This window comes from Streptomyces sp. NPDC022910 (assembly GCF_055561075.1).
The window spans coordinates 18,710-43,045 of sequence record NZ_JBVHHL010000047.1; the positions used below are offsets into that span (position 1 = coordinate 18,710).

The following is a 24,336-nucleotide window of genomic DNA, read 5'->3' on the forward strand; positions in this document are numbered from 1 at the left end:
CGAGGGCCAGACTCTACTTCCACTGGACGGACACGTCCCGCGTCTCGATGTGCATGCCCAGCGGCACGCGCCACGCGTCGACGCACACCGTCCAGGTCTTCTTCACCGACGCCCCGGCAGCGATCGGTGCGGGCAGCGCGTCCGTGGACTCGATCGTCGCCCAGTCGATCCGGAGCGCTCCGATGATGTGCGTGCCAAAGGTCACCGTGCCCGAACGCACCGCGCTGACGCCGGTGTTGTGGAAGGAGAGGGCCACCTTCTCGCACCATCGCTGGTCCGTGGCCTCCCGTACGGGTTCGCCCACGCTCAGCGCGGCCGGACCGGCGGCTGTCGCACGGGGGGTGGTCGCCGTCGGCGACGGCGAACTCGTGTCTCCGGCAGCGGACTTGGTGGAGTGGGCCGTGGGTCCGGTGGTGCCCGCCGCACCGCCCGGTTCGGCCGTATCGACTGAACTCGGGTCGGGTGCAAGGGAGTGGTCGGCCGCGGCGGTCGTGCTGCGTTTCGCCCCGCTCCTTGGGCCGGCGGATCCCTCCAGCGGTACCAGCCTCACATCACCGGTCGGCGCCACCGCGGTGCCGGATGCCGCAGGGGTGCCGCCCGCCGGTCCGACCGCGACATAGCCGTCCCCGCTCCCGCGGCCAGAACTCCGCCCAGACACACCACGGCCGTCGAGGCGCCGATCACGGCCCCTCGACGGCCCCGCAACCACGTTGCTCGAAGCATCGCGCCAGTGTGGCTGACGCTCCGTCAATAAGGAACCCTCAGGCGAACCGTGAGCTGTCGGACGCCCCTTGGGACGCTGCCGCGAGTCAGTCCGAGATGAGGCCCTCCCGCAGCTGCGCCAGCGTGCGGGTCAGCAGCCGGGAGACGTGCATCTGCGAGATGCCGACCTCCTCGCCGATCTGCGACTGCGTCATGTTCGCGAAGAACCGCAGCATGATGATCCGCCGCTCGCGGGGCGGAAGCTTGGCCAGCAGCGGCTTGAGGGACTCGCGGTACTCCACACCCTCCAGGGCCGAGTCCTCGTAGCCCAGGCGGTCCGCGAGGGAGCCTTCGCCGCCGTCGTCCTCGGGGGCCGGGGAGTCGAGGGAGGACGCCGTGTAGGCGTTGCCCACCGCGAGGCCGTCGACCACGTCCTCCTCGGACACGCCCAGCACGGAGGCGAGTTCGGTGACCGTGGGCGAGCGGTCCAGCTTCTGCGACAGCTCGTCGCTGGCCTTGGTGAGGGCCAGGCGCAGCTCCTGAAGGCGGCGCGGTACGCGCACCGACCACGACGTGTCCCGGAAGAACCGCTTGATCTCGCCCACGACCGTCGGCATCGCGAACGTCGGGAACTCCACGCCCCGTTCGCAGTCGAAGCGGTCGATCGCCTTGATCAGCCCGATCGTGCCGACCTGGACGATGTCCTCCATCGGTTCGTTGCGGCTGCGGAAGCGGGCGGCCGCGTACCGCACGAGCGGGAGATTCAGCTCGATGAGCGTGTCCCGGACGTAGGCGCGCTCCGGGCTGTTCTCGTCGAGTGCGGCGAGACGCAGGAACAGGGAGCGGGACAGGGTGCGGGTGTCGATGGCTCCCGAGGACGGAAGGTCCTGGGCCTCGGGAGCCGGAAGGGCCTCGGCACTCGGGAGGTCCTGAGGGGCCTGAAGGTCCTGAAGCACGTCGGGCGCGGAGTCGCTCTGCATGAGCGTGAGCACCTTCGAGCTGCCCTGGTCTGCGGACATGCCACCCCCTTTGGGTCGCGGGACGGTCGCGGCGGACGCTCCCGTCGGAGGAACGCAGCCTCCACCTGAATACCGGCCGCGAGGCTGCGGCAAACGCGCTCCCGGAAGAATGTCACATGTCGGCAACACGCTGTAGTGACATGTCGACATGCGAGACGTGAATGCGCCCTGGTTGGGAGGGTTCTGAGGTTCTTTCAGCACAGAACTGTCGGGAAGAGCCCTTGCGGGCGGTTCGCTCTCGTGAGCTATGCATCGATCCTGTTTGCGGATCTGAGGCGCGCGAAACTTCTGGCGAGGAGCCTTGACACATGCATCTGGGAGACTCCCAGTTCGGCGCTGATCTGCGACTGGGTGAGATTGCTGTAGTAGCGCAGCAGCAGGATCCGCTGCTCCCGCTCGGGCAGCTGGACGAGCAGATGCCGTACGAGGTCGCGGTGCTCGACCCCGTCGAGCGCGGGGTCCTCGTAGCCGAGCCGGTCGAGCAGGCCCGGCAGCCCGTCGCCCTCCTGGGCGGCCTCCAGGGAGGTCGCGTGGTACGAGCGGCCCGCCTCGATACAGCTCGTCACCTCCTCTTCCGTGATGCGCAGCCGTTCGGCGATCTCGGCGGTGGTGGGGGATCGTCCGTACGCCGTCGTCAGGTCCTCGGTCGCGCTGTTGACCTGGACCCACAGCTCGTGCAGCCGGCGCGGTACGTGGACCGTGCGGACGTTGTCGCGGAAGTAGCGCTTGATCTCGCCGACGACGGTCGGCATCGCGAAGGTCGGGAACTGCACGCCCCGGTCGGGGTCGAAGCGGTCGATGGCGTTGATCAGACCGATGGTGCCGACCTGGACCACGTCTTCCATGGGCTCGTTGCGGGAACGGAAGCGCGCCGCGGCGTAGCGCACGAGCGGGAGGTTCGCCTCGATGAGCGCCCCGCGCACGCGATGGTGCTCCGGAGTGCCCGGCTCCAGCTCCTTGAGCTCGGCGAAGAGCATCTGGGTGAGAGCCCGGGTGTCGGCGCCGCGGCGCTTCTGAGGGGTCGCGGAAGGAGGGGCTTCCTGAGGAGGCGCGTGGGGCGTGGCGGATTCGTGGGGCCGGCCGGGGGCGGGGGCCGGAGCCTCGTCCTGGGGCGGCGCGGTACTGGCCGACACGGTCAACGCCACCTCTTCGTCCATCCACGCATCCGTCAATTCACCGTCAAAAGCGGTCATAGCATCACAAGAAATGGACACTGTGTGCAAGCACCGCATAACTCCGTGTTGAGGGAGAGTTGGGGCACATTACGCAGGAAAGCCCCCCACCGTTTCCGGTGGGGGGCTTCGCGGGTGGTGTCGCCCGGAATCCGTGCTCGGTGTCGCTCAGATTTCGTAGTCGGCGATCACCCAAGTGGCGAACTCGCGCCACAGCGCGACGCCCGCCTGGTGTGCGGGGTGCCCGATGTACCGCCGCAACGCGTCCGTGTCGTCCACCGCCGAGTTGATCGCGAAGTCGTAGGCGATGGGCCGGTCGCTGATATTCCAGGCGCACTCCCAGAAGCGCAGCTCCTCGATCAGGTCGCCGAGGGCCTCGAAGGCGCGCACACCCTCCACGACGCGCGGGTCGTCGCGCTGGACGCCCTCGTTGAGCTTGAAGAGGACCAGGTGCCGGATCACGGGTGCTCCCAGGGTGGCGACGACGGTGGCCGCCCGGCCACGGGAAGTCTCACTTGGCCCCGTTGGCGATCCACGTCATGAAGTGGCCGATGGCCTTGGCGGCATTCGAAATGCCCTCGAACCCTATCTGGACGTAGTCGGCGGCTCTGGCCGGGTCGGTGATGATCACGTAGAGCGCGAAGACCACGACCGCGTACAGCGCGATCTTCTTTCCCTGTACCGCCACCGCGGCCTCCCCCGTCTCCTCCGCCCCGCGGGGCCCGTTCGCCGGCGTGAGTCTAACGCGGCCAGGTGTTCGGGGCTCGCAAAAGATCACGTATGCACCAAGTCCTCACGTCGCCCGTCCCCCCACGGCCCTCAGGAACGAGGAGCCGGAAGAACGCACGAAGGGCCCCGCCTGACGACGGGGCCCTTCTCCGGCGGTAGCGGAGGGATTTGAACCCTCGGTGACTTGCGCCACACTCGCTTTCGAGGCGAGCTCCTTCGGCCGCTCGGACACGCTACCGAGGGAGACCTTACCCCAAGGTGGGGCGTGGTCTGAAATCCGTTTCCCGGGGCCGCCGGGAGCGGGACTCAGCGGCTTCTGAAGAAGTCCGTGAGAAGCCGGGCGCACTCGTCCGCGAGCACGCCGTCGACGACCTCGGGGCGGTGGTTGAGGCGCCGGTCGCGCACCAGGTCCCACAGCGATCCGACCGCGCCTGCCTTCTCGTCGCGCGCGCCGTAGACCAGCCGGTCCACCCGGGACTGCTGTGCCGCGCCCGCGCACATCGTGCAGGGCTCCAGCGTGACGACGAGCGTGCAGCCGGGCAGCCGCCACTCGCCGAGGGCTATCGCGGCCCGGCGCAGCGCGAGGATCTCCGCGTGGGCCGACGGATCGCCCGTCGCCTCGCGTTCGTTGTGCCCGGTGGCGAGCACCGAGCCGTCCACGGACAGCACGACGGCCCCGACCGGGACGTCACCGGCCTCGGCGGCCCGCCCGGCCTCGTCCAGGGCGAGCCGCATCGCTGCCCGCCACCGATCGCGCACCGGATCGGGGGCCGGCGTCCCGTCCTCGGTCACTCGGTGCTCCTAGCGGACGGTCTCCAGAACCTCCGAGGCGCCCAGGGCGTCGGCGATCGAGCTCAGCGCGTCCTCGGCGTCCAGCGCGCGCAGCTCCTTCTCGCCGACACCGAGGTCGTCGAGGATCTCGCTGTCTCCCACGGGGCCGTGCGGCACGGCGGTGTCCGCCGTCGCCCCGTCCTCGTCGTCGGCGTCCTCGGGCTCACCGTCCTCGGTGCCGTCGAGGTCGAGGGAGTCCAGGTCGGCGCCGTCGTCGCCGGGCTCCCTTCCGAGGAGTTCGTCGGTGAGCAGGATCTCGCCGTACGAGCTGCGGGCGGCGGCGGAGGCGTCCGAAACGTAGATACGAGGATCGTCCTCGCCGTCCACGCGGACGACGCCGAACCACGCGTCCTCCTGCTCGATGAGTACGAGCACCGTGTCCTCGTCGACCGAGGCGTCGCGGGCCAGGTCGGTCAGATCCGACAGGGTCTCCACATCGTCGAGCTCTGTGTCGCTCGCTTCCCACCCGTCTTCGGTGCGCGCGAGCAGTGCGGCGAAGTACACCGTGACTCTCCCACTGGTCATAGGCGTGCCGGTTGGGGGTTCCCCCGGCGGAGGTTGCGGGCGGGGAAGGCTAGTCCGAGCCCCGCCCACTCGGAATCGTGGCAGAAACAAGGCGTTCAGGGGACGTCTTCGGCTCCCTGTGTCTGGCCGTTTTGATCGCGGATACTCCGATCAAAGCAGTCCACTCGAAGCAGGCCACTCACCAGCGCACTCATTGCCGCCACCTGCGGATCGTACGCGGCCCGGGGCCGTGTGGTGGCACGGCCACCCCCAAGGCGGCCGCGTCACTACCAGCGGAAGGTGCGCATGCGCATGGCGTGACGCAGGCGGGCGGCCTTGGCGCGGCGGGGCCGGACGCGGTCGCGCAGCTCGCGCGCCTCGGCGAGTTCGCGCAGGAACCGGGCCCGGCGCCGCATGCGCTCGGCGTCCGTCTCCCGCGCTTCGGGTTCCTCGTGGGACTCCCGGTCGGACATAGACACACCACCCCGGTTGTGTCCCTCCCACTTTCCCTCTGATGGGGGGTTCGATGCCAGGGCGGCAGAGGGATCCGAGGTGGGCGAAGGCGGAGGGATCCGACGTGGGCGGCTCGGCGAGCGGGCGGCTGTGCGCAGCCGTACGGCGGCGCGGCGGGGCCGGAGAGCCCGGTTACTGTTATGAACATGCGTCTCCACGTCGTCGACCACCCTCTGGTCGCCCACAAGCTCACCACGCTGCGCGACCGGCGCACCGACTCCGCGACCTTCCGTCGGCTCGCCGACGAACTCGTCACCCTGCTCGCCTACGAGGCCACGCGGGACGTGCGCACCGAGCAGGTCGACATCGAGACCCCGGTCTCAGCGACCACCGGCGTCAAGCTCTCCCATCCGCGCCCGCTGGTCGTGCCGATCCTGCGGGCCGGCCTCGGCATGCTCGACGGCATGGTCCGGCTGCTGCCGACCGCCGAGGTGGGCTTTCTCGGCATGATCCGCAACGAGGAGACGCTCCAGGCCTCCACGTACGCCTCGCGCATGCCGGAGGACCTCTCGGGGCGCCAGGTGTACGTCCTGGACCCGATGCTCGCGACCGGCGGCACGCTCGTCGCGGCGATCCAGGAGCTGATCAAGCGTGGCGCGGACGACGTGACGGCCGTGGTGCTGCTCGCCGCTCCGGAGGGCGTCGAGGTCATGGAGCGCGAACTGGCGGGTACGCCGGTCACGGTGGTGACGGCCGCGGTCGACGAGCGCCTCAACGAGCACGGCTACATCGTGCCGGGACTGGGCGACGCGGGGGACCGGCTCTACGGGGCGGCCGAGTAAGCGGCGTTCGGGTGGCGGGCGCGCTCCCGGTACGGGACGCACCCGCTCCCGCGGTTTCCGGGTCCCGTACGGGCGGCGCCCTCAGCAGCCCTTCTTGGCGTTCTTCTCCGTCGACGACGATGCCGGACCGGTCAGCGCCGCCATGGCCTTGTCCGCGTCCGTCTTGCTCGACAGCGACTTGAACCCGTCGCCCAGGATCAGGTCGACCGCCGCGCCGGTGCGGGACGTGTCCGTACGGCGCTCGACGCCCTGGACCTGCGTGCCGAGGACGGGCAACGTGGTGTCGAGGGCGGCCTTGGGGCCGAGCAGTATCCCGACGCCCTTGACCTTCTTGTCGAACTCCTCGGTCGCGTTGCCCACATCGCCGATGTGGAAGCCGCGCTTCTTCAGTTCGTCCGCGGTCTGTTTGGCGAGGCCGCTGCGGGGCGTGGCGTTGAGGACGTTCACCGTGATCTGGCCGGGCTCGGGCAGCGCCTTGGCGTTTGCCGCGGGCGACGCGCTCGCCTTGGTCGTGCAGTCCGCCTTCGCGCCGGACGCCGACGTCTTGCCGCCGCGGCCGCTGAACACATCGATGAGCTGCAGGGTCCCCCAGCCGATCAGCCCGATGGCGGCCACGGACGCGACGACGGCGAACGCGAGCCTGCCGCGGCGCCGGGGTCGGCGCATCCGCGGGTACTTGTCTCCCGTGATCCGGTACTGGCCGCCCATGCCGGGGGGAGTCAGCATGCTCATGAGGCGCAGCGTAGTGCGCCGGAACGGCAATGCCTACTAGATGATCATTGGGCGCCCCCCAGTCCAACCCGAAAGGGTCAAAGGCCCCTGCAGCGACCGGACGCACGGAGGTGAACGGGCGTCACAAAAGGTGGAGCGGCGCGCCGAAAGGGGCGGGGAAGCCCGGGGTTCAGTCGAGTTCGAGCACTCGCGCGTGCAGGACCTGGCGCTGCTGCAGTGCCGCGCGGACCGCGCGGTGCAGGCCGTCCTCCAGGTACAGGTCGCCCTGCCACTTCACGACGTGCGCGAAGAGGTCGCCGTAGAACGTCGAGTCCTCGGCGAGGAGAGTCTCCAGGTCGAGTTGCTGCTTGGTCGTCACGAGCTGATCGAGGCGGACCGGGCGCGGCGCGACGTCCGCCCACTGCCGGGTGCTTTCCCGGCCGTGGTCGGGGTACGGCCGGCCGTTTCCGATGCGCTTGAAGATCACACGGAAAGCCTACCGGTCAAGACGTTCCGGGCGCAGCCATGGCGACGGAGTGCGGCACAGGAAAAGGCACGGTAAACAGGGGCAAAACGGGAGCGGCGTGGAGATCAGCCGCAGCCGGGAGCGTGCCCGGGAGCATGACGCCCGGGGCGCTGCGATGCGCGCCCGTGCTCCCGGGAACGACCAGGTGCGCTCCCGGCGCGGTCGGGGTCGATCGGATCCGGACACCGGGCTCTCCGGCGGAGTTCCATGCCTTTCCGCCCACCGCGGCCGGGCGGCGCGCCCACCAGGTCCGGCCGCGTCCGCCACGGTCTCCTCCGTGGGCGCCATGGTGGTGAGTCGTGGCCCGGATGGTCTGTCGTGGAGTCGGGCTGCGGGCGGTGCGGTCGGGTGCGCGTCCGCTGTGGGCTCTTCTGTGGGTGGCATGGTGGTGAGTTGCGGCCCGGATGGGCTGTCGCAGGCTCCGGCCGGGGGCGGTGGTGCGGTCGCGTCCGTCACGGACCCTCCACACGTGCCACGGTCGTGAGCCCCGGCCCTGATCGGCCTTCGCTGCGTCATGTCGGTCTGGCGGCGGCAGGGGACGAACGGGAGGAGCGGCCGCCCGGCCCCGGGGCGGCCGCTGTGCGTGCTACTCGGCGTCCCTTTCGGGCGGGGCCGACGGCCGGGGTTCTTCCCCGGCGTCGGACTCCGGTTCGGGTTTCGGTCGCGGCTTCGTGCTGCGCGCGGCCTCGGCACGCAGCAGGGCGTGCAGGACCGCGTACGGGTCGATGAGCATGACGGTGTCCTCGCATTGCTGGCAGTGCTGGCGGTTTCGGGGGAACCGGACCTGTCAGCAGCGCAGGACTACCGTGCGCAGGGCGTACAGCGCGGGGGAGTACGGCGCCTGTGCGGGGGCGATAGGGAAGTCGACGGGGCCGGAGGGCCTGGCGCCGGGCTGCGGACCCGGCCGCGGCGACGCGACGGTGCGGTGTGCCTGAGGACTCGCGGGCCCGGGCGCCGGGGCGAGTGCGTCGTACTCCGCGTCGCACGCCTGATCCGCGGACACCGCGCCGGAGTGTGCCGCCACCGCCCCGGTGTGCGCGCCGGTCGCGAGCAGCGCGACGAGCACGACGAGCACCCGCAGCCAGGCGTACCGGCGGGCGGTGCGCGGGGCATGCAGGGTGAGGCTCACAGGAGGTCATCTCCCCGCCTGACGAGCATCGTTCATCGTGTCGGCCGCTAAACCGCTCGCTCGGCGTATGTGTGGGGCGTCGCGTTGACGGCGGTCAGACAGTACGAGGAATCTGCTGCGCACGGCCGCGGATCCGGAGCGCCGTGACGATCTCGACGACGCCGACCACGAGCAGCCACCAGCCGGCGACCAGGGTGAGTACGGCGATCGACTTGAACGGCGAGACGATCAGCACGATCCCGGCGATGAAGGTGACGACACCGAGGAAGATCTGCCAGCCGCGCGCGGGCACCGCCGGGTCGTGGGCGGCGGCCATGGTCTGGGTGATTCCGCGGATCAGCCAGCCGATGCCGATCCACAGCGCGAGCAGCAGGATCGACTCCAGGGGGCCGCGGAAGCAGAACAGGCCCAGAAGGATCGACAGGGCGCCGCTGATGAAGGCCAGCACGCGCAGCGAGGTGGCCGCGTGCGTGCCGAAGGCGGACGCCAGCTGGAGTACGCCGCTGACGATGAGATAGACGCCGAAGAGGACCCCGGCGGCGAGCAGGGAGGGTCCCGGCCAGACGAGGACCAGGATCCCCAGGATCAGGGACGCGACGCCCGTGACCAGGACGACCTGCCAGGCGGTGCGGGAGAGGAGGTGCACGAACCCCTCGAAGGGTGGCTCGATGCCCGCCGTCGGCGGTGTCGGCGCGTGCGCGTCACGCATGGCGTGGACGCGGCGGTCGTCGTACTCGGGTCCCTGGGGGGAGCCGCTCGGTGCGTCGGTCATGGTCCATGCTTGGACCGGGCTCGGACGTCCCACCACCCCGGACGGTCCAACCGGCTGACGCCTACCTGCCCGCGGCCTTGGCGGCCTTTGCCACCGCTTTCATCTCCTGCTTGTGCGCACGGACCTTCGCCAGTGACGCGGGCCCGGTGATGTCGGCGACGGATCGGAACGACTTCTCCTCGCCGTACGGCCCCGCGGCCTCCCGCCAGCCCTTCGGCCGCACGCCCAGCTGCTTGCCGAGCAGGGCGAGGAAGATCTGTGCCTTCTGTTTGCCGAACCCGGGCAGCTCCTCGAGTCGCTTCAGCAGCTCCTGCCCGCTGTCGACGTCCTTCCGGACGGCCTCGGGATCGCCGTCGTAGTGCTCGACGAGGTACTGGCACAGCTGCTGGATGCGCTTGGCCATGGAACCCGGGTAGCGGTGCACCGCGGGCTTCTCGGACAGCAGTTCGGCGAAGGCCTCCGGGTCGTACGCCGCGATCTCGTGCGCGTCGAGGTCGTCCGTGCCGAGGCGCTGCGCGATGGTCCACGGCCCCTTGAACGCCCACTCCATCGGAACCTGCTGGTCCAGCAGCATCCCGATCAGCGCGGCGAGCGGACTGCGCCCGAGGAGCGCGTCGGCCTCGGGATCCTGGGCGAGATGAAGGGTGACGTCCATGCCTCGATGATCCCGCGTGCGGGCTCAGGCTGCGCGCCAGTGCCCCAGAGCGTTCAGCCGCTGTCTCGGGAGGCCCAGCTCCTTGCGCACGTACGCGCTCAGCGTCCGTGTCGTCGTGGTGTCGCAGGCGATCCAGACGTACGGGTCCGGGGTGGCCGTCAGCAGGGCGGGCAGGGCCGACCTCACCTCGGCGACCAGACGGGCGGCGGAGTCCCGGCGGGGCACGGGGCGCAGGTCGTGCCGGGCGGGGTCGGTGCGGAAGGGAAGACCGTCGAGGGTGCCCTCGAACCGAGCGACTGCGGCGTACGGCGGACGGCGGCGTCGAGGCCCTGGACCCGGACGGGCGGTGGCGCGCCGTCACCCGGCTGGTGGAGACGGTCGAGGTCGCCGGGGGTGATCCGGCCGAGGTGGAGGTGATCGAGACGCCGAGAGGCCCGGTCGTGATCGGCGGTCCGGAAGGGCTCGGTGGGGGGCTCTCGGGCGGCGGGGACGGGTCGGACGAGCCTTCGGCCGCGCCGGAACGGCCGGCCGGGACCGCGGCCGACGAGCCCGGTGACATCGGCATCCACCTCCTCCTCGGGCCCGCCGGCTCCGGGGGGCCGCGCCCCGGCTGGACCGCGGCCCTGCTGACCCCCTTCACGTCGTTCGTGCTGACCGGCCTGGACCGGCGGCGGATCGTCGTCGACCCCGACGAGCGCAACGAGAAGGCCGTCGCCCGGTTCCTGCGCCAGGGTTTCGTGGCCGGCCCGGCCGTCGTCCTGCCCGAGGTCGACCTGCCCGACGTGTACCTTCCCGAGAAGCGCGCCCGACTGGCGTTCCTCACCCGTGAGGCCGCCCGCGGCAACTAGCCTGCGTGCCGTGACCCCTGACGACCTCGTCGCGCACTACGGCCTGGAACCGATCCCGCGCGAGGGCGGCCGGTTCCGGCGGACCTGGGCAGGCCCCGAGCTGCCCGACGGGCGTCCGGCGGGCACGGCGATCGTCGCCCTGCTGACCGCCGAACCGGACGACTACTCGGCGCTGCACCGCCTCCCGGCGGACGAGGTCTGGCACTTCTACCTCGGCGATCCGCTGGAGCTGCTGCTGCTCGCCCCCGACGGGAGCGCCCGTACGGCCGTACTGGGACCGGACGTCTTCGGGGGCCAGCACGTCCAGCTCACCGTGCCGGGCGGCAGCTGGATGGGCGGACGGGTCGCCGAGGGCGGGGCGTGGACGCTGTTCGGGTGCACCATGGCGCCGGGCTTCACCTACGAGGGTTACGAGCACGGCGACGCGGCCGAACTGACCGCGCGCTATCCGGCCGAAGCGGCGCGGATCGCGGGGCTGTGCCGGTGAGCGGGCTGCTGGCGGGACAGGTGGCCCTGGTGACCGGGGCGGGCGGGGGCATCGGGCGAGGGATCGCGCTGCGGTTCGCCGAGGAGGGCGCGGCGGTCGCCCTCCACTGTCGTACGTCGGTTCGAGCGGCGCACGACGTGGCCGCGCGCATGCGGGACACGGGTGCCCGGTCCGTCGTACTCCAGGCCGACCTCACGGTGGAGGACGAGTGCCGGCGCCTGGTGCGCGAGGCCACCGAGTGGGGCGACGGCCGGCTGACGGCGCTGGTCAACAACGCGGGGGTGCAACCGACGCAGGAGCTGGCGGGGATGACTGCCGCCGACTGGCGGGCCGTGGTCGACGCCAACCTGTCGAGCGTGTTCGCCTGCACGCAGGCGGCGGCGGAGGTCATGCGCGGGGCGGGTGGCGGCACCGTCACCCACATCGCCTCCATCGAGGCCACGCATCCCGCCCCGTTGCACGCCCACTACAGCGCGTCCAAGGCGGCCGTCGTCATGCACGCGAGGTCCGCGGCCCTCGAATACGGCCCGGACGGCATCCGCGTCAACACCGTCTCGCCCGGCCTGATCGAGCGCGAAGGTTTGGCGGAGGACTGGCCGGAGGGGGTGCGCCGATGGCGACAGGCGGTGCCCACCGGCCGGTTGGGAAGCCCGGAGGACATCGGGGACGCGTGCGTGTTCCTGGCTTCGCCGCTCGCCTCCTGGATCACCGGCCACGACCTGGTGGTGGACGGCGGGGTGTCGGCCCGGCCCACGTGGTGACGCGGCTCCCGGTCATGATGGCGTGACTCTCGTACACGGGTCGACGGTGTTGCGGCCACGCTGAGCGCGGCGCCCGCCGCGTCCGTAGGTAACCGAGAGTCAGGACGGGCCGATACGGGAGACGTGACGTGGGCGCAGGACGCGTGGGCGGGGGGAGTTCGGGGGCGATCACTCGTGGGGGGCGGCTGCGGTACCTCGCGTTGCTCCTGCTCGCCGTTGCCTTGGTCCTCTTCGCGGGCGCCGGTTCCGCGTCCGCGCACGCCGTCCTGAAGGGCACAGACCCGGCGGACGGCAGCGTGCTGAAGACGCCGCCGAAGGCCGTCACCCTCACCTTCTCCGAGTCGGTCGGCCTGCTGGACGACTCCATCCGCGTGTTCGACCCGGGCAACCGGCGGGTCCACACCGGCGAGCAGGAGCACGCGGACGGCCGGGCGGACACCGCGCGCGTCACGCTCCCCGACCTCGCCCAGGGCACGTACATCGTGGCGTGGCGCGTGGTGTCGGCGGACAGCCACCCGGCGTCCGGTGCCCTCACCTTCTCCGTCGGCAAGCCCTCCGCGACGACCGTGGTCCTGCCGTCGGACGGGCCCCAGGACGCCGCCTCTGCGGCGCTCTACGACATCGCCCGCTATGTCGCCTACGGGGGCCTGGCCCTGCTGCTCGGTGTCACCGTGTTCGCGATGGCGACCGGTGTGATGCCGGCCCGCGGTCTGCTCGTGGGCGGCTGGTGGACCTTGCTGGCGTCCACGCTCGCGCTGCTGCTGCTCCGGGGCCCGTACGAGCGCGGCAGCGGCCCGGTGACGGCTTTCGATCTCCCGGTCCTGCGCGAGACGGCGACGAGCCGCCCCGGGCTTGCGCTGCTGGCGCGGGTGGTCGTGCTGGGCGGCGCCGCGGCGGTCGCGGGGTGGGCGGCGCCGACGTCCGCGCGGGGCGGGGGACGGACGGGCGGCGACGACCGGGCCGCCGACGGATCGCGGACCGGTGCCGGCCCCGTCGTCGGTGCCGGGCTGTGGTTGGCCGTCGTGAGTCTGCTGTCGCTCGCGCTGGCCCTCACCTGGGCGGTGTCCGAGCACGCCTCGGCGGGCATCCAGGTCCCGCTGGCGATGACCTCGGCGGTGCTGCACCTGCTGGCCATGGCGGTATGGCTGGGCGGTCTCGCGGCGCTGCTCACCGCGCTGTACCGGACGCCCGAGGAGCTTCCGGCCGCCGCGGTCGCCCGCTTCTCGCGCCTGGCCCTCGTGGCGGTCGCCGTTCTGGCCGCCACCGGCGTCTACCAGTCATGGCGCGGCCTCGGCTCCCTCGACGCGCTCACCTCCACGACCTACGGCAGGCTGCTGACCGCCAAACTGGTCGCGGTCGTGCTGCTGCTCGCGGCGGCGGCGTACTCGCGTCGATGGACGCAGCGGCTCGCGGTGCCGGCAGCGGAGGTGACGCTGCCGGGGCGGGTGCGGGAACCGGTGGCGGCGGCGACTGTTCGGGCGCAGGCCGTTCGGCGGGACGGCGGCACTGCGGACGGGCGCATGGACGCCGACACGGGCGCCGTACCAACGGCCCGGGACCCGCAGACCGGCCGCTTGGATGCCGGGCCGGGACAGGGAGCCGCGGACGACCGGGCGCCGGACCGCAGGGCCCTGCGTCGCTCGGTGCTGGCGGAGATCACGATCGGGGTGGTGGTGCTCGTGATCACGACGCTGCTCACGGGCACCCAGCCCGGCCGGGCCGCGACGGAGGCGGCGGCGTCGCAAGCCTCCGCCGAACAGCCCCTCGCCTCCACCACCGTGGTCCCCTTCGACGTGGGGACGCCCGGCGGGCACGGCAAGGTGCAGATCGAACTGACGCCGGGCCGGGTGGGCGAGAACCAGGTCCAGGCGGTGATCTACGGTCCGGACGGCGGTATCGCGACGGTCCCCGAGCTGCGTCTGACCTTTACCCTCAAGGACCGGAACATCGGCCCCCTGGACGCGAAGGTCCGGGACCGGGGCGGCTACTGGTACGCGGACGCGCTGAACCTCCCGCTGGCGGGCACCTGGACGATGAAGGCGACGGTCCGCACGAGCGACATCGACCAGGTCACCGTGTCGAGGACCGTGCGGATCGGCTAGCCCGGTGGGCGTGGCGGCACCGGCGTTCCCCATGTCGGCCGGGGCGGGCGGCACGTGACAGTGGGTCAGCGGCCCACGTGGGACAGAAACCCTGTGCTTCAGGAGCTCTTCAGCATTGCGGGAAACGGTGGCTTCCGCGGGATCCGACGCCCGCCGAGCCTCCCGCCGACCGTTCTCACCCGATCCCGGGCGACCTCATGACCACGCACACTCGCGGGTGACCAGCGGCTTAGCCGATACAGGTGCCGTATCCATCTTGTTGCGGGCACCTCTGCCGCCTGCCTGATTGTTAGCGATGTTGATCAAGTGAGTGTCGATTACGTTTCAAAAACGGCCGCGACGGCTCTTGACGCATGACCGGACATGAGGGTCTTATGACGCCCACGATGTTCGGTCGAGTTGGTTTCTGGTGGATTCTGACCCCGGTCCTCAGAGCCATCCGTTACCGACTGACCCTGCCCTCAGGAGCCGTCATGCATCACTCGCCCTCCGGTCTCTCCGCCCCCGGCCAGAGCCGCCGTTCCCTGCTGCGCGGCGTCGGCGGCGCCGCCCTCCTCGCGGGCGCGGGCATACCCCTGCTGTCCGCCTGCGGCGGCAGCGGCTCGTCCTCCGACCCGAAGACCGTCTCCCTCGGCTCCAACTCCTCCGACGCGGTGCCGAAGAAGGCGTTCGCCGAGATCTACGCGGCCTTCACGAAGAAGTCCGGCATCAAGGTCGACGTGAACACCAAGGACCACAACACCTTCCAGGAGCAGATCAACTCCTACCTGCAGGGCACGCCGGACGACGTGTTCACCTGGTTCGCCGGCTACCGCATGCAGTTCTTCGCGGCCAAGCATCTCGCCTCGCCGATCGACGACGTGTGGGCGAAGATCGGGGACAACTTCCCGGACGCGATGAAGCAGCTCAGCAAGAGCGATGACGGCAAGTACTACTTCGTGCCGCTGTACACGTACCCGTGGGCGCTCTTCTACCGCAAGAGCGTCTTCAAGCAGCACGGCTATGAGATTCCGACCACCTGGGACCAGTTGGTCGCCCTGTGCAAGCAGATGAAGAAGGACGGCCTGGTCCCGATCGCCTTCGGCGACAAGGACGCCTGGCCGGCGATGGGCACCTTCGACCAGATCAACTTCCGCCTCAACGGCTACGACTTCCACAAGTCCCTGATGGCGGGCAAGGAGTCGTGGACCGACGCCAAGGTCAAGGCCGTCTTCGACCACTGGGCCGAGCTCCTCCCCTACCACCAGGACGGCTTCATGGGCCGCACCTGGCAGGACGCCGCCCAGACCCTGGTGTCGAAGAAGGCCGGCATGTACCTCCTCGGCTCCTTCGTGGGGCAGCAGTTCACCAACAAGGCCGATGTGGAGGACCTGGACTTCTTCGCCTTCCCGGAGATCAACTCCGCGTACGGGCAGGACACCGTCGAGGCGCCCACCGACGGCTTCATGGTCAGCAAGTCCCCGAAGAACCACGACGGTGTCGTGAAGCTGATGGAGTACCTGGGCACGCCGGAGGCCGAGCAGATCTACCTCAAGGCCGACTCCAGCGTGGTGGCCGCCTCCAGCAAGGCCGACACCTCCTCGTACACCGCGCTGCAGAAGAAGGCGTACACGATGATCAGTGAGGCCAAGAGCCTCACCCAGTTCATGGACCGCGACTCGCGGCCGGACTTCACCTCCACGGTGATGCAGCCCGGGCTGCAGAAGTTCCTCCAGAACCCCAAGGGCGTCGACAGCCTGCTGTCCTCGATCGAGCGTCAGAAGAAGACGATCTTCGCTTCCGCATGACCACCGACACGACCTCGAAGAGCCCGGAGGCGGCCGCCGTGCCGCCCCCGGGCCCCGCGCCTGAGAAGCGGGTCCCGCAGGGCCACAAGCGCCTGCTGACCCGCCGTGACCGCATCACGCTCGCCTTCATGGCGGGCGTGCCCACGGTTCTGCACGTGGCCCTCGTCTGGCTCACCGCCCTCGCCTCGATCGCCCTGGCCTTCACCACCTGGGACGGCATCGGCTTCGACTCGATCAAGTGGGTGGGCCTGGACAACTTCAAGGAGTTGTTCACCAACAACCCGCAGTTCTGGCCCGCCGTCGAGCACAACATCATCTGGTTCGTCGTGCTCATCCTGATCCCGACGCCGATGGGCCTGTTCCTGGCCGTCCAACTGGACAAAAAGATCCGCTTCAGCCGGGTCTACCAGACCGCGTTCTTCCTGCCGGTCGTGGTGTCGCTGGCGGTCACCGGGTTCGTCTGGCAGCTCGTCTACAACCCCGACACCGGTCTGATCAACAGCCTCATCGGGGCGAACAAGCCCGGCCACTACATCGACTGGATCGGCGACCCGCACCTGAACCTGTGGGCCGTCCTGGTCGCCGCCTCCTGGCGGCACACCGGGTACATGATGATCCTTTACCTGGCGGGTCTGAAGGGCGTCGACCCCTCTCTGCGCGAGGCCTCCGCACTGGACGGCGCGAACGAGTGGCAGACGTTCAAGAACGTCATCTTCCCGACGCTGCGGCCCACCAACACCGTTGTCCTGGTCGTCACCATCATCGAGGCCCTGCGCGCCTTCGACCTGGTGTTCGTCTTCAACAAGGGCGCCCAGGGCACCGAGCTCCTGTCGATCCTGATCACCAACAACATCATCGGCGAGTCCAGCCGGATCGGATACGGGTCGGCGATCGCCGTCGTCCTGCTGGTCATCTCCCTCGCGGTCATCATCCCGTACCTGATCGCGACCTTCCGGAAGGAGCGGCGCGCATGAGCACCCCCACCGCCGCGCTCGGCCGGCAGCGCACCCCGGTCCGCCCGGCCCGGGTCCTGCTGCACGTGTTCCTCGTCGTCACCTCGCTGGCCTGGCTCGCCCCGCTGCTGTGGGCGGTGTTGGCGGCCCTGCGCCCGTACTCGGAGACCAGCAACAAGGGCTATGTCTCCTGGCCCGACAAGCTGAACTTCGACAACTTCACGAACGCGTTCAAGCAGTCCGACATGATGCACTACTTCGGCAACACGCTGCTGATCGCGGTCCCCGCCGTGCTGCTGACGCTGCTGCTGTCGTCGATGGTCGCCTTCTACGTCAGCCGCTTCGACTTCAGGCTCAACCTCTTCCTGCTGCTGGTCTTCACGGCCGGCAACCTGCTGCCGCAGCAGGTCATCATCACCCCGCTGTACCGCATGTACCTGCTGGTGAACCTGCCCGGCATCACGGCCAGCGGCAAGCTGTACGACTCCGCGCTCGGCCTGGTGCTCATCCACGTGGCGTTCCAGTCCGGCTTCTGCGCCTTCGTGCTGAGCAACTACATGCGCATGCTGCCGCACGAGCTGACCGAGGCCGCGCTGGTCGACGGCGCGTCGGTGTGGCGTATGTACTGGCAGATCGTGCTGCCGCTGTGCAAGCCCGCGATGGCGGCCCTGGCGACCCTGCTGTCCATCTGGATCTACAACGACTTCTTCTGGGCCATCGTCCTGATCTCGACCGGCGAGAACATGCCGATCACCTCGGCCCTGAACAACCTCTCCGGCCAGTACTTCACCGACCCCAACCTGGTCGCCGCCGGTGCCCTGCTCACCGCGATCCCGACGCTGATCGTGTACTTCGCGCTGCAGCGCCAGTTCGTGAGCGGTCTGACCCTGGGCGCCAACAAGGGCTGACCCGCACGTTGTGAAAGGGAACCACTGTGCCCCACCCCTTCACGCCACTCGCCTCCCTCCCCGTGGACGTCTCCGGCGCACGGGTCCACGAGGAGGGCTGGCAGTCCTGGAGCCCCAGCGGCGCCTACGCCCTCGGTGAGAAGCCCCACCGCCCCACGAACGACAACTGGGCGACCGTCTGCTACCGACCCGGCCGCACGGTGCCCGCCGACACCTTCCAGGGGGAGGGTCTGCTGGCGCTCGACCCGGGTGACGGTTCGCCCGTCCGGCTGTGGGCGGCGACCGATCCCTACCGCTCCGTCCCGTCCATCCGGCTGGAGGTACGGGACGGGCGGGCCGAGGTCAGCTGCGACGGGCCGGTGCGTGAGCTGACCGGAGCCGACGTCCAGTCCACCCTCGCCCGATGGGCCGAGGGACTGGGGGTCACGCCTCCGCGCGCCGCCCCCACCGTCTGGTGCTCCTGGTACGAGTACTTCACCGAGGTCACCGAGGACGACATCCACGAGAACCTCCGTGCGATGGACACCCTCGACCTGCCCATCGACGTCGTCCAGATCGACGACGGCTACCAGAGCGCGCTCGGCGACTGGCTCACCCTCTCCGGTCGCTTCCGCTCCCGCGCGGGGATCGCCGACGCTATCCGCGCCCGTGGCCGCCGAGCGGGTATCTGAACGGCACCGTTCCTGGTGGCCCCGGACAGCGACCTCGCCACCATCCATCCCGACTGGCTCGTACGGGACGACCTGGGCGCGCCGCTCCACGCGGGCCGCAACTGGGGCCACGACCCGTACGTCCTGGACACCACTCACCCGGAGGCGGCGGCGTACCTGGCGCACGTGTTCACCACGCTCCGCGCCGAGGGCTACGACTACTTCAAGGTCGACTTCCTCTACGCGGGCGCCCTCGACGGCGTACGCCACTCCGGGGCCGACCCGCTCACGGCGTACCGTGCGGGCATCGGCATCGTCCGCGACGCCATCGGCGCGGACGCCTACCTGCTGGGGTGCGGCGCGCCGATCCTCCCGTCCATCGGGCTGTTCGACGCGTTGCGGGTCAGTCCCGACACCGCGCCGCACCGCCGCCCCGAGGCGGACGACTACAGCCAGCCCGGCCAGGACCCCGCCGAGTTCACCGGCGCCGGACGCCAGTGGCAGCACGGCCGCCTCTGGGTCAACGACCCCGACTGCCTGATGGCCCGCCCCGCCGTGGAGACCCGCGAGCGCTGGGCGGCGCACGTCGAGGCCACCGGCGGCCTCATGGCCTCCAGCGACCGGCTGCTCTCGCTCGATGCATGGGGTGTGGCCACCACCCGCCGACTGCTCTCCTCGAAAGGCGCCCAGTGACCCGCATCCTGTCCGTCCCCGGCATCGCGTACGGCGGCGACTACAACCCGGAGCAGTGGCCCGAGGAGGTCTGGGCCGAGGACATGCGCCTGATGCGCGAGGCCGGGGTGACGATGGTCTCCGTCGGCATCTTCTCCTGGGCCTTCCTGGAGCCGTCCGAGGGTGAGTTCGACTTCTCGCGGATGGACCGCATCCTCGACCTGCTCCACGAGAACGGCATCGCCGCCGATCTTGCGACCCCCACGGCCGCCCCGCCGGCCTGGTTCTTCCGCGCCCATCCGGAGGCCCTGCCGGTGGACCGCGACGGCCGCACCCTCTCCTACGGCAGCCGTCAGACCTTCTGCCCGAGCAGCCCCGCGTACCGCACGGCCGCCCTGCGCATCGCGGGGGCGCTGGCCGAGCGGTACGCGGACCACCCGGCGGTGGCGATGTGGCACGTCCACAACGAGTACGGCTGCCACAACGCGGAGTGCTACTGCGACACGAGCGCGGAGGCGTTCCGGCGCTGGCTGCGCGCGCGCTACGGCGACGACCTCGCGGCGCTCAACCACGCCTGGGGCACCGCCTTCTGGAGCCAGTGGTACGGCGACTGGGACGAGATCCTGCCCCCGCGGGCGACGGGCGCCGTTCCCAACCCGGCCCACCGGCTGGACTGGCGTCGCTTCTGCTCGGACGAGCTGCTGTCGCTGTACAGGGCGGAACGGGACGTCCTGCGCGCGGCGGCCCCGTCGATCCCCGCCACCACCAACTTCATGGTGAACTTCAGCTTCGACGCGCTGGACTACTGGCGCTGGGCTCCGGAGCTGGACGTGGTGGCGAACGACCACTACCTCCAGGCGACGGACCCCGAGTCGGAGATCGACATCGCGCTGAGCGGCGACCTGATGCGCTCGCTGGCGGGTGGCCCGTGGTTCCTGATGGAACACTCCACGGGCGCGGTGAACTGGCAGCCGGTCAACCGCGCCAAGGGTCCGGGGCAGCTGCGCCGCAACGCCCTCGCGCATGTGGCGCACGGCGCGGACGGCATCGCGTACTTCCAGTGGCGGGCGTCGAAGGCGGGCGCCGAGCAGTGGCACTCGGCGATGCTGCCGCACGCGGGCACGGACAGCCGGATCTGGCAGGACGTGGTCCGGCTGGGCGCGGACCTGAAGGCGCTCGCCGAGGTGCGCGGCAGCACCGGCACGGCCGAGGTGGCCGTCGTCTGGGACTGGAACGCCCGCTGGGCCCTGGAACTCCCCTCCCAGCCGAGCGCCGAACTGCGCTTCCTGGACCTGGTCCGTTCCTGGTACGAGCCGCTGTGGCGCGAGGGCGTCGCGGTGGACTTCGTCCGCCCGGACGCGGATCTGTCGTCGTACCGCCTGGTCCTGGTGCCCAGCCTGTACCTCGTCGACGACCAGGGCGCGGGCAACCTCACCGGCTTCGCGGAGCGCGGCGGCACCCTGGCGGTCGGCTTCCACAGCGGGGCGGTGGACGAGAACTGCCATGTACGGCTGGGCGGTTACCCCGGAGCGTTCCGCGAGGCGCTCGGGGTCAGGTCGGACGAGCTCTTCCCGCTGCTGCCGGACGAGTCGCCGGCCCTGAACGAGGGCGGCTCGGCCCTGCTGTGGTCGGAGCGCCTGCGCCTGGAGGGCGCCGAGGCGGTGGCGTCGTACGCGCAGGGTCCGCTGAAGGACGTCCCGGCGGTGACGCGTCACGCCCACGGCGAGGGCACCGCCTGGTACCTGGCCACGCAGCCGGACCCCACCACCCTCGCGTCCCTCCTGACCCGCATCCGCACGGAGGCGGGCGTGGAGCCGGTCCGCACGGCACCGGAGGGCGTCGAGGTGGTCCGGCGCCGGGGGCCGTCCGCGGACTACCTGTTCGTGATCGACCACGCGGGCCGGGGTGCGGAGGTGACCGTCGCCGAGGGCGCCGTGGAACTCCTCACGGGCAAGCCGGTGCCGGGCTCGGTGACGGTAGGTCCCGGCGAGGTGGCGGTGGTACGGGAGCCGCGGCGGGGCTGAGGCCGTAGGGCTGTCGCGGTGTCCCGGGACGCGCGTCCCGGGACACCGGCCGCGCGCGCAACGCGGCCAGCGGGGGCATCGCGGTGAGGAAGGGCCCGGTGTACAGGAAGTGCGCGGGCGAGAGTTCGATACCCAGCCCCAGGAGCACGACCGCGAAGGGCACGCACTGTTCGAACCCGAGCAGGGCCCGGCGGTGACCGCCCGCCCCAGACGGAGGAGCTGAGCGGAGGAGCGACCGCATGGGAACAGCCTCCCCCGCCGTTTCGCGAGTTTCCACCCCCTACGGGCTCACAGGGCGGCCTCGTCGAACTGCTCGAGGAGAACGTCGACCGGTGCGTAGTCCGTGGCGGCGAATGTGCCGTCGCGAAGGGGCTGCTCCGCCCAGATGACCTTGCCGCCTGGCGTGTACCGCGTTCCCCACCGTTGTGCGAACTGCGCCACGAGGAACAGTCCCCGCCCGCCTTCGTCCATGTCCGCCGCCCGTCGCAGGCGCGGCGAGGTGCTGCTGCCGTCCGACACCTCGCAGATCAGACAGCGCCCAGGGTGGGGTGGACGCCCTACGAAGATCATGAGCGAGCTCTGGATACGAAGGCGGCGATCGGAGAACCCGTCGGGGCCGTTGTTCGCGGCAAAGATTCGAGGCGGGACGGGGAGTGCTCACCCGGGGCGGATCTCGTGGTGGTGAAACCGGACGGCGTCGGCGGGAAGGAATGAGATCAGCGAAGGGCAAGGCATCGCATCGAGGAGGCTGTGATGAACGTGTGCGCTCCCGCCGTGCCCGAGGAAGGCGAGGCCGAGGGTGCCGAAGGTTTCGACCATGCCTGAGCTGCCGGACGTCGAGGGATTCCGGAAAGTGCTCGAGTCCTGCGCGAAGGGCAGGGTCATCCAACGTGTCGACGTGCGCGACGCAGGCGTATTGCACGGGGTGAGCGTGCGGCGGCTGCGCGACGCGCTGGAAGGCCGACGATTCACCGAGCCGGCGCGGCACGGGAAGTGGCTGCTCGCCCGCACTGGCGACGGCCCCACCCTCATGCTGCACTTCGGCATGACCGGTCGACTGGTCTGCGGCCGTCCCGACGATGCGGCCGAGGCCCACGACCGCGTCTTGTTCACCGTGGGCGGCGGCCGTCAGCTCCGCTACCGCGACCAGCGCAAGCTTCAGGGTCTCTGGCTGGCCGACGACGACTCCGACGTCGCACGGATGCTGGTCCGCCAGGGCCCGGACGCGATGGCGGTGGACCGTGAGCAGTTCGAGGCCGCGCTCTCGTCACGCCGCGGCCGCGTGAAGACCGTTCTCATCGACCAGTCCGTCCTGGCCGGGCTCGGCAATCTGCTGGCCGACGAGATCCTGTGGCGCGCGAGGCTGAGCCCTGCCGGCCGGGCGAGCGATCTCACCGATGCCGAACGCCGTCGCCTGTACTCCCAGATGCGGCGCACCCTGCGATTCGCGGTCACCGCCGGCTGCGTCCCGCCGCGCGACTCCTGGCTCACCGGCCACCGCGACGACCCCGTCCCGACCTGCCCGCGCTGCGGCAGCCCCCTGCACCGGTCCCGTATGGCCGGCCGCGGCACGGTGTGGTGCCCGCAGTGCCAGCCGGACGGGGTTTGAGCCCCGGGCACCACGCGAACACCCGCTGTCCGATGTGCGAGCAGAGGTCATCCCCTGCGCACCAGCGCGCCGAGCGCCAAGGCCAGGAGCAGCGTCACAACGACGACCACCATGGCGAGCACGAGCATGTTCAAGGTCATCAAGCGTCCTTACAAGTAGGGCGTGCCGTCGGCACGCACGGGCGGAGCGCCTGGACTCCACCCCTTCTAGGGACTGCGGGGGTTCCCGACAGCGCGCTGAGAATGAGCGACGTGGGGGTTAGCGTCGCAATCCTCATCTGAGCTGCGCTTTTGTCGACTCGACGCGGTGATCCGCAGGGCCTTACACCCTTGGCCGGTTAGGTGCGCAACTCGCTCACCGGTGTGCTTTGGCACACTCGAAGGCGGCGCATCTGTGTGTTGACCGACCGTGTTCCAGGCGCTGTTGGTAACAGGTGGCTGCGAGAAGTTGGCGTCGTTCCCCTGGAGGTTGGTGGCGGCCCAACTGGGGTGCCCGGACAGGGCGCGTACGGGCGAGCCCGCTGTGCTGGGTTGTCGTTGGAGCTGGTCTGGGGCCGACCGCGCATGCGTCCGCGGCCTGCGCGAGGTCGGGTACGCCGCAGCGGCCCGATCCGGGCGGTGGCACGGTCCGGCCGCGATCTACCAAAAGATCTTTCCGCGAAGGCGACGGGTTTCTCGCCCGTCGCTGGTCTGGATTGGTACCGCACCCGACCAGCACTGTGGAGTCTCCGATGTCAGATCTCGTTCAGACCGCCGTCGTCACCGGCGCCAGCCGCGGCTTCGGGCGCGCGATCGCCGCCGCGCTCGTCGCCCGGGGTACCCACGTCATCGGTATCGCCCGCGACGGGCAGGAGCTGCGCGCCGTACGCGACGACCTCGGCGAGGGCTTCACGCCCGTCGCCGCCGACGCCACTGACGAAGCGCTCGCCGCGGAGGTGACCCGCACGCACCGCCCGGGCCTGCTCGTTCTCAACGCCGGGGCCACGCCGCACATGGCGCCCGTGCAGGAGCAGGACTGGGAGACCTTCAGCCGCAACTGGGAGGTAGACACCCGACACGTGTTCACCTGGACCGGGGCGGCGCTGCGGGAGCCTTTGGCGCCGGGCAGCCTGGTCCTGTCGATGTCCAGCGGGGCCGCTCTGGGCGGCTCCCCGCTCAGCGGCGGGTACGCCAGCGCCAAGGCCGCCGTCCGGTACCTGCGCCAGTACGGCGCCGAGGAGTCGGGCCGGGCCGGATTGGGGATCCGGTTCGTCACGGTGCTGCCGAACATGACCCCGGTCGGCGGCGTGGGCGATGTCGGGGTCACGGGCTATGCCGCGCGGGTGGGCGTCGATCGGGAGACCTTCATCGAGGAGCGGCAGCCGATCCTCACCCTGGAGCAGGTCGGCAAGGCCGTCGTGGAGCTCGCCGGGAACCCGGACAGCGGTCCGGAGTACCGGCTCGGCGGCGAGGGTCTGAGTCCGATCGGCTGAGCCGCCACCCGGCCACGCC

General features: G+C 70.7%; 25 protein-coding genes, 1 tRNA gene and 3 pseudogenes. 12 read left to right on the forward strand and 17 right to left on the reverse strand.

Going from position 1 to position 24,336, the window contains the following annotated elements; translation table 11 throughout:
• Positions 1-13: 13 nt before the first annotated feature.
• The 9 genes from ACZ3TS_RS31980 to ACZ3TS_RS32020 form a co-directional block, all read right to left on the reverse strand.
• Positions 14-550, reverse strand: coding sequence for a hypothetical protein (locus tag ACZ3TS_RS31980; protein WP_467624815.1), 537 nt, complete (start codon positions 548-550; stop codon positions 14-16).
• 259 nt (positions 551-809) lie between these two features.
• On the reverse strand, positions 810-1,721 hold the full coding sequence (locus ACZ3TS_RS31985) for an RNA polymerase sigma factor SigF (RefSeq protein ID WP_467624818.1): 912 nt from the start codon (positions 1,719-1,721) through the stop codon (positions 810-812).
• A gap of 245 nt (positions 1,722-1,966) precedes the next feature.
• Positions 1,967-2,878 carry a SigB/SigF/SigG family RNA polymerase sigma factor gene (locus ACZ3TS_RS31990; protein ID WP_467624819.1) on the reverse strand — a complete coding sequence of 304 codons (912 nt, stop codon included), beginning with the start codon at positions 2,876-2,878 and terminating at the stop codon, positions 1,967-1,969.
• 183 nt (positions 2,879-3,061) lie between these two features.
• Positions 3,062-3,355: a Dabb family protein gene (locus ACZ3TS_RS31995; RefSeq protein ID WP_467624822.1), complete on the reverse strand. Its 294-nt coding sequence runs from the start codon at positions 3,353-3,355 to the stop codon at positions 3,062-3,064.
• 49 nt (positions 3,356-3,404) lie between these two features.
• Positions 3,405-3,581 carry a hypothetical protein gene (locus tag ACZ3TS_RS32000; protein ID WP_467624824.1) on the reverse strand — a complete coding sequence of 59 codons (177 nt, stop codon included), beginning with the start codon at positions 3,579-3,581 and terminating at the stop codon, positions 3,405-3,407.
• A gap of 194 nt (positions 3,582-3,775) precedes the next feature.
• Positions 3,776-3,860 (reverse strand) — tRNA-Ser (locus tag ACZ3TS_RS32005).
• Between the two features lie 68 nt (positions 3,861-3,928).
• Entirely contained in the window at positions 3,929-4,357 is a 429-nt protein-coding gene (tadA, locus tag ACZ3TS_RS32010; RefSeq protein ID WP_467624887.1) for a tRNA adenosine(34) deaminase TadA, read from the reverse strand.
• A gap of 66 nt (positions 4,358-4,423) precedes the next feature.
• Positions 4,424-4,957, reverse strand: a complete 534-nt coding sequence (locus ACZ3TS_RS32015; RefSeq protein WP_467624889.1) for a tRNA adenosine deaminase-associated protein — start codon at positions 4,955-4,957, stop codon at positions 4,424-4,426.
• A gap of 287 nt (positions 4,958-5,244) precedes the next feature.
• A complete protein-coding gene (locus ACZ3TS_RS32020; protein ID WP_467624826.1) occupies positions 5,245-5,430 on the reverse strand; it encodes a hypothetical protein in 186 nt (61 codons plus the stop codon).
• Between the two features lie 186 nt (positions 5,431-5,616).
• Here ACZ3TS_RS32020 and upp point away from each other — a divergent pair, with 186 nt between their 5' ends.
• Complete coding sequence (gene upp, locus ACZ3TS_RS32025; protein WP_467624827.1) at positions 5,617-6,252, forward strand: uracil phosphoribosyltransferase; 636 nt, start codon at positions 5,617-5,619, stop codon at positions 6,250-6,252.
• An 81-nt stretch (positions 6,253-6,333) separates the two neighbouring features.
• Here the strand turns inward: upp and ACZ3TS_RS32030 are convergent, their stop codons facing one another.
• The 7 genes and pseudogenes from ACZ3TS_RS32030 to ACZ3TS_RS32060 form a co-directional block, all read right to left on the reverse strand.
• Positions 6,334-6,984, reverse strand: coding sequence for a LytR C-terminal domain-containing protein (locus tag ACZ3TS_RS32030; RefSeq protein WP_467624829.1), 651 nt, complete (start codon positions 6,982-6,984; stop codon positions 6,334-6,336).
• A gap of 169 nt (positions 6,985-7,153) precedes the next feature.
• Complete coding sequence (locus tag ACZ3TS_RS32035) at positions 7,154-7,450, reverse strand: type II toxin-antitoxin system VapB family antitoxin (protein WP_004943146.1); 297 nt, start codon at positions 7,448-7,450, stop codon at positions 7,154-7,156.
• A 625-nt stretch (positions 7,451-8,075) separates the two neighbouring features.
• Complete coding sequence (locus ACZ3TS_RS32040; protein WP_467624830.1) at positions 8,076-8,222, reverse strand: hypothetical protein; 147 nt, start codon at positions 8,220-8,222, stop codon at positions 8,076-8,078.
• A gap of 54 nt (positions 8,223-8,276) precedes the next feature.
• Complete coding sequence (locus ACZ3TS_RS32045; RefSeq protein WP_467624832.1) at positions 8,277-8,618, reverse strand: hypothetical protein; 342 nt, start codon at positions 8,616-8,618, stop codon at positions 8,277-8,279.
• A gap of 94 nt (positions 8,619-8,712) precedes the next feature.
• Positions 8,713-9,390 (reverse strand): HdeD family acid-resistance protein, encoded by a 678-nt coding sequence (locus ACZ3TS_RS32050; RefSeq protein ID WP_467624833.1) that lies wholly within the window; start codon positions 9,388-9,390, stop codon positions 8,713-8,715.
• Positions 9,391-9,451: 61 nt separating this feature from the next.
• On the reverse strand, positions 9,452-10,045 hold the full coding sequence (locus tag ACZ3TS_RS32055) for an HhH-GPD-type base excision DNA repair protein (protein WP_467624834.1): 594 nt from the start codon (positions 10,043-10,045) through the stop codon (positions 9,452-9,454).
• A gap of 24 nt (positions 10,046-10,069) precedes the next feature.
• Positions 10,070-10,339: pseudogene (locus ACZ3TS_RS32060) on the reverse strand (SIP domain-containing protein); the annotation flags it as partial.
• A gap of 74 nt (positions 10,340-10,413) precedes the next feature.
• Between ACZ3TS_RS32060 and ACZ3TS_RS32065 the strand changes: the two are divergent.
• The 9 genes and pseudogenes from ACZ3TS_RS32065 (at position 10,414) to ACZ3TS_RS32105 (ending at position 21,237) form a co-directional block, all read left to right on the forward strand.
• On the forward strand, positions 10,414-10,893 hold the full coding sequence (locus tag ACZ3TS_RS32065; RefSeq protein ID WP_467624836.1) for a GNAT family N-acetyltransferase: 480 nt from the start codon (positions 10,414-10,416) through the stop codon (positions 10,891-10,893).
• Positions 10,894-10,903: 10 nt separating this feature from the next.
• Positions 10,904-11,380 (forward strand): cupin domain-containing protein, encoded by a 477-nt coding sequence (locus ACZ3TS_RS32070; RefSeq protein ID WP_467624838.1) that lies wholly within the window; start codon positions 10,904-10,906, stop codon positions 11,378-11,380.
• Positions 11,371-12,141 carry an SDR family NAD(P)-dependent oxidoreductase gene (locus ACZ3TS_RS32075; RefSeq protein WP_467624839.1) on the forward strand — a complete coding sequence of 257 codons (771 nt, stop codon included), beginning with the start codon at positions 11,371-11,373 and terminating at the stop codon, positions 12,139-12,141. The genes ACZ3TS_RS32070 and ACZ3TS_RS32075 overlap by 10 nt, the downstream gene beginning before the upstream one ends.
• A 128-nt stretch (positions 12,142-12,269) precedes the next feature.
• The gene (locus ACZ3TS_RS32080) at positions 12,270-14,243 is read left to right on the forward strand and encodes a copper resistance CopC/CopD family protein (protein WP_467624841.1); all 1,974 of its coding nucleotides are present in this window, start codon (positions 12,270-12,272) and stop codon (positions 14,241-14,243) included.
• A 473-nt stretch (positions 14,244-14,716) separates the two neighbouring features.
• Positions 14,717-16,030 carry an ABC transporter substrate-binding protein gene (locus ACZ3TS_RS32085; RefSeq protein WP_467624843.1) on the forward strand — a complete coding sequence of 438 codons (1,314 nt, stop codon included), beginning with the start codon at positions 14,717-14,719 and terminating at the stop codon, positions 16,028-16,030.
• The gene (locus ACZ3TS_RS32090) at positions 16,027-17,004 is read left to right on the forward strand and encodes a carbohydrate ABC transporter permease (protein WP_467624845.1); all 978 of its coding nucleotides are present in this window, start codon (positions 16,027-16,029) and stop codon (positions 17,002-17,004) included. Before ACZ3TS_RS32085 ends, ACZ3TS_RS32090 begins: the two co-directional genes overlap by 4 nt.
• Entirely contained in the window at positions 17,001-17,891 is an 891-nt protein-coding gene (locus ACZ3TS_RS32095; protein WP_467624847.1) for a carbohydrate ABC transporter permease, read from the forward strand. Before ACZ3TS_RS32090 ends, ACZ3TS_RS32095 begins: the two co-directional genes overlap by 4 nt.
• Positions 17,892-17,917: 26 nt before the next feature.
• Positions 17,918-19,234: pseudogene (locus ACZ3TS_RS32100) on the forward strand (glycoside hydrolase family 36 protein).
• Positions 19,231-21,237: a beta-galactosidase gene (locus tag ACZ3TS_RS32105; RefSeq protein WP_467624850.1), complete on the forward strand. Its 2,007-nt coding sequence runs from the start codon at positions 19,231-19,233 to the stop codon at positions 21,235-21,237. Before ACZ3TS_RS32100 ends, ACZ3TS_RS32105 begins: the two are co-directional and overlap by 4 nt.
• A gap of 288 nt (positions 21,238-21,525) precedes the next feature.
• Here the strand turns inward: ACZ3TS_RS32105 and ACZ3TS_RS32110 are convergent.
• A pseudogene (locus ACZ3TS_RS32110) lies at positions 21,526-21,777 on the reverse strand (ATP-binding protein); the annotation flags it as partial.
• A 277-nt stretch (positions 21,778-22,054) separates the two neighbouring features.
• Here ACZ3TS_RS32110 and ACZ3TS_RS32115 point away from each other — a divergent pair.
• Together ACZ3TS_RS32115 and ACZ3TS_RS32120 are read left to right on the forward strand one after the other, a co-directional pair.
• The gene (locus ACZ3TS_RS32115; protein ID WP_467624852.1) at positions 22,055-22,846 is read left to right on the forward strand and encodes an Fpg/Nei family DNA glycosylase; all 792 of its coding nucleotides are present in this window, start codon (positions 22,055-22,057) and stop codon (positions 22,844-22,846) included.
• Positions 22,847-23,576: 730 nt separating this feature from the next.
• On the forward strand, positions 23,577-24,317 hold the full coding sequence (locus ACZ3TS_RS32120; RefSeq protein WP_467624854.1) for an SDR family oxidoreductase: 741 nt from the start codon (positions 23,577-23,579) through the stop codon (positions 24,315-24,317).
• Positions 24,318-24,336: the final 19 nt, after the last annotated feature.

Excerpts from the sequence above, each read along its gene's own strand:
- ACZ3TS_RS31985 (WP_467624818.1), bottom strand. The coding sequence starts at position 1,721 with ATGTCCGCAGACCAGGGCAGCTCGAAGGTGCTCACGCTCATGCAGAGC.
- ACZ3TS_RS31990 (WP_467624819.1), bottom strand. The coding sequence starts at position 2,878 with ATGGACGAAGAGGTGGCGTTGACCGTGTCGGCCAGTACCGCGCCGCCC.
- tadA (WP_467624887.1), bottom strand. The coding sequence starts at position 4,357 with ATGCGGCTCGCCCTGGACGAGGCCGGGCGGGCCGCCGAGGCCGGTGAC.
- ACZ3TS_RS32020 (WP_467624826.1), bottom strand. The coding sequence starts at position 5,430 with ATGTCCGACCGGGAGTCCCACGAGGAACCCGAAGCGCGGGAGACGGAC.
- upp (WP_467624827.1), top strand. The coding sequence starts at position 5,617 with ATGCGTCTCCACGTCGTCGACCACCCTCTGGTCGCCCACAAGCTCACC.
- ACZ3TS_RS32030 (WP_467624829.1), bottom strand. The coding sequence starts at position 6,984 with ATGAGCATGCTGACTCCCCCCGGCATGGGCGGCCAGTACCGGATCACG.
- ACZ3TS_RS32040 (WP_467624830.1), bottom strand. The coding sequence starts at position 8,222 with ATGCTCATCGACCCGTACGCGGTCCTGCACGCCCTGCTGCGTGCCGAG.
- ACZ3TS_RS32050 (WP_467624833.1), bottom strand. The coding sequence starts at position 9,390 with ATGACCGACGCACCGAGCGGCTCCCCCCAGGGACCCGAGTACGACGAC.
- ACZ3TS_RS32055 (WP_467624834.1), bottom strand. The coding sequence starts at position 10,045 with ATGGACGTCACCCTTCATCTCGCCCAGGATCCCGAGGCCGACGCGCTC.
- ACZ3TS_RS32085 (WP_467624843.1), top strand. The coding sequence starts at position 14,717 with ATGCATCACTCGCCCTCCGGTCTCTCCGCCCCCGGCCAGAGCCGCCGT.
- ACZ3TS_RS32090 (WP_467624845.1), top strand. The coding sequence starts at position 16,027 with ATGACCACCGACACGACCTCGAAGAGCCCGGAGGCGGCCGCCGTGCCG.
- ACZ3TS_RS32095 (WP_467624847.1), top strand. The coding sequence starts at position 17,001 with ATGAGCACCCCCACCGCCGCGCTCGGCCGGCAGCGCACCCCGGTCCGC.
- ACZ3TS_RS32115 (WP_467624852.1), top strand. The coding sequence starts at position 22,055 with ATGCCTGAGCTGCCGGACGTCGAGGGATTCCGGAAAGTGCTCGAGTCC.
- ACZ3TS_RS32120 (WP_467624854.1), top strand. The coding sequence starts at position 23,577 with ATGTCAGATCTCGTTCAGACCGCCGTCGTCACCGGCGCCAGCCGCGGC.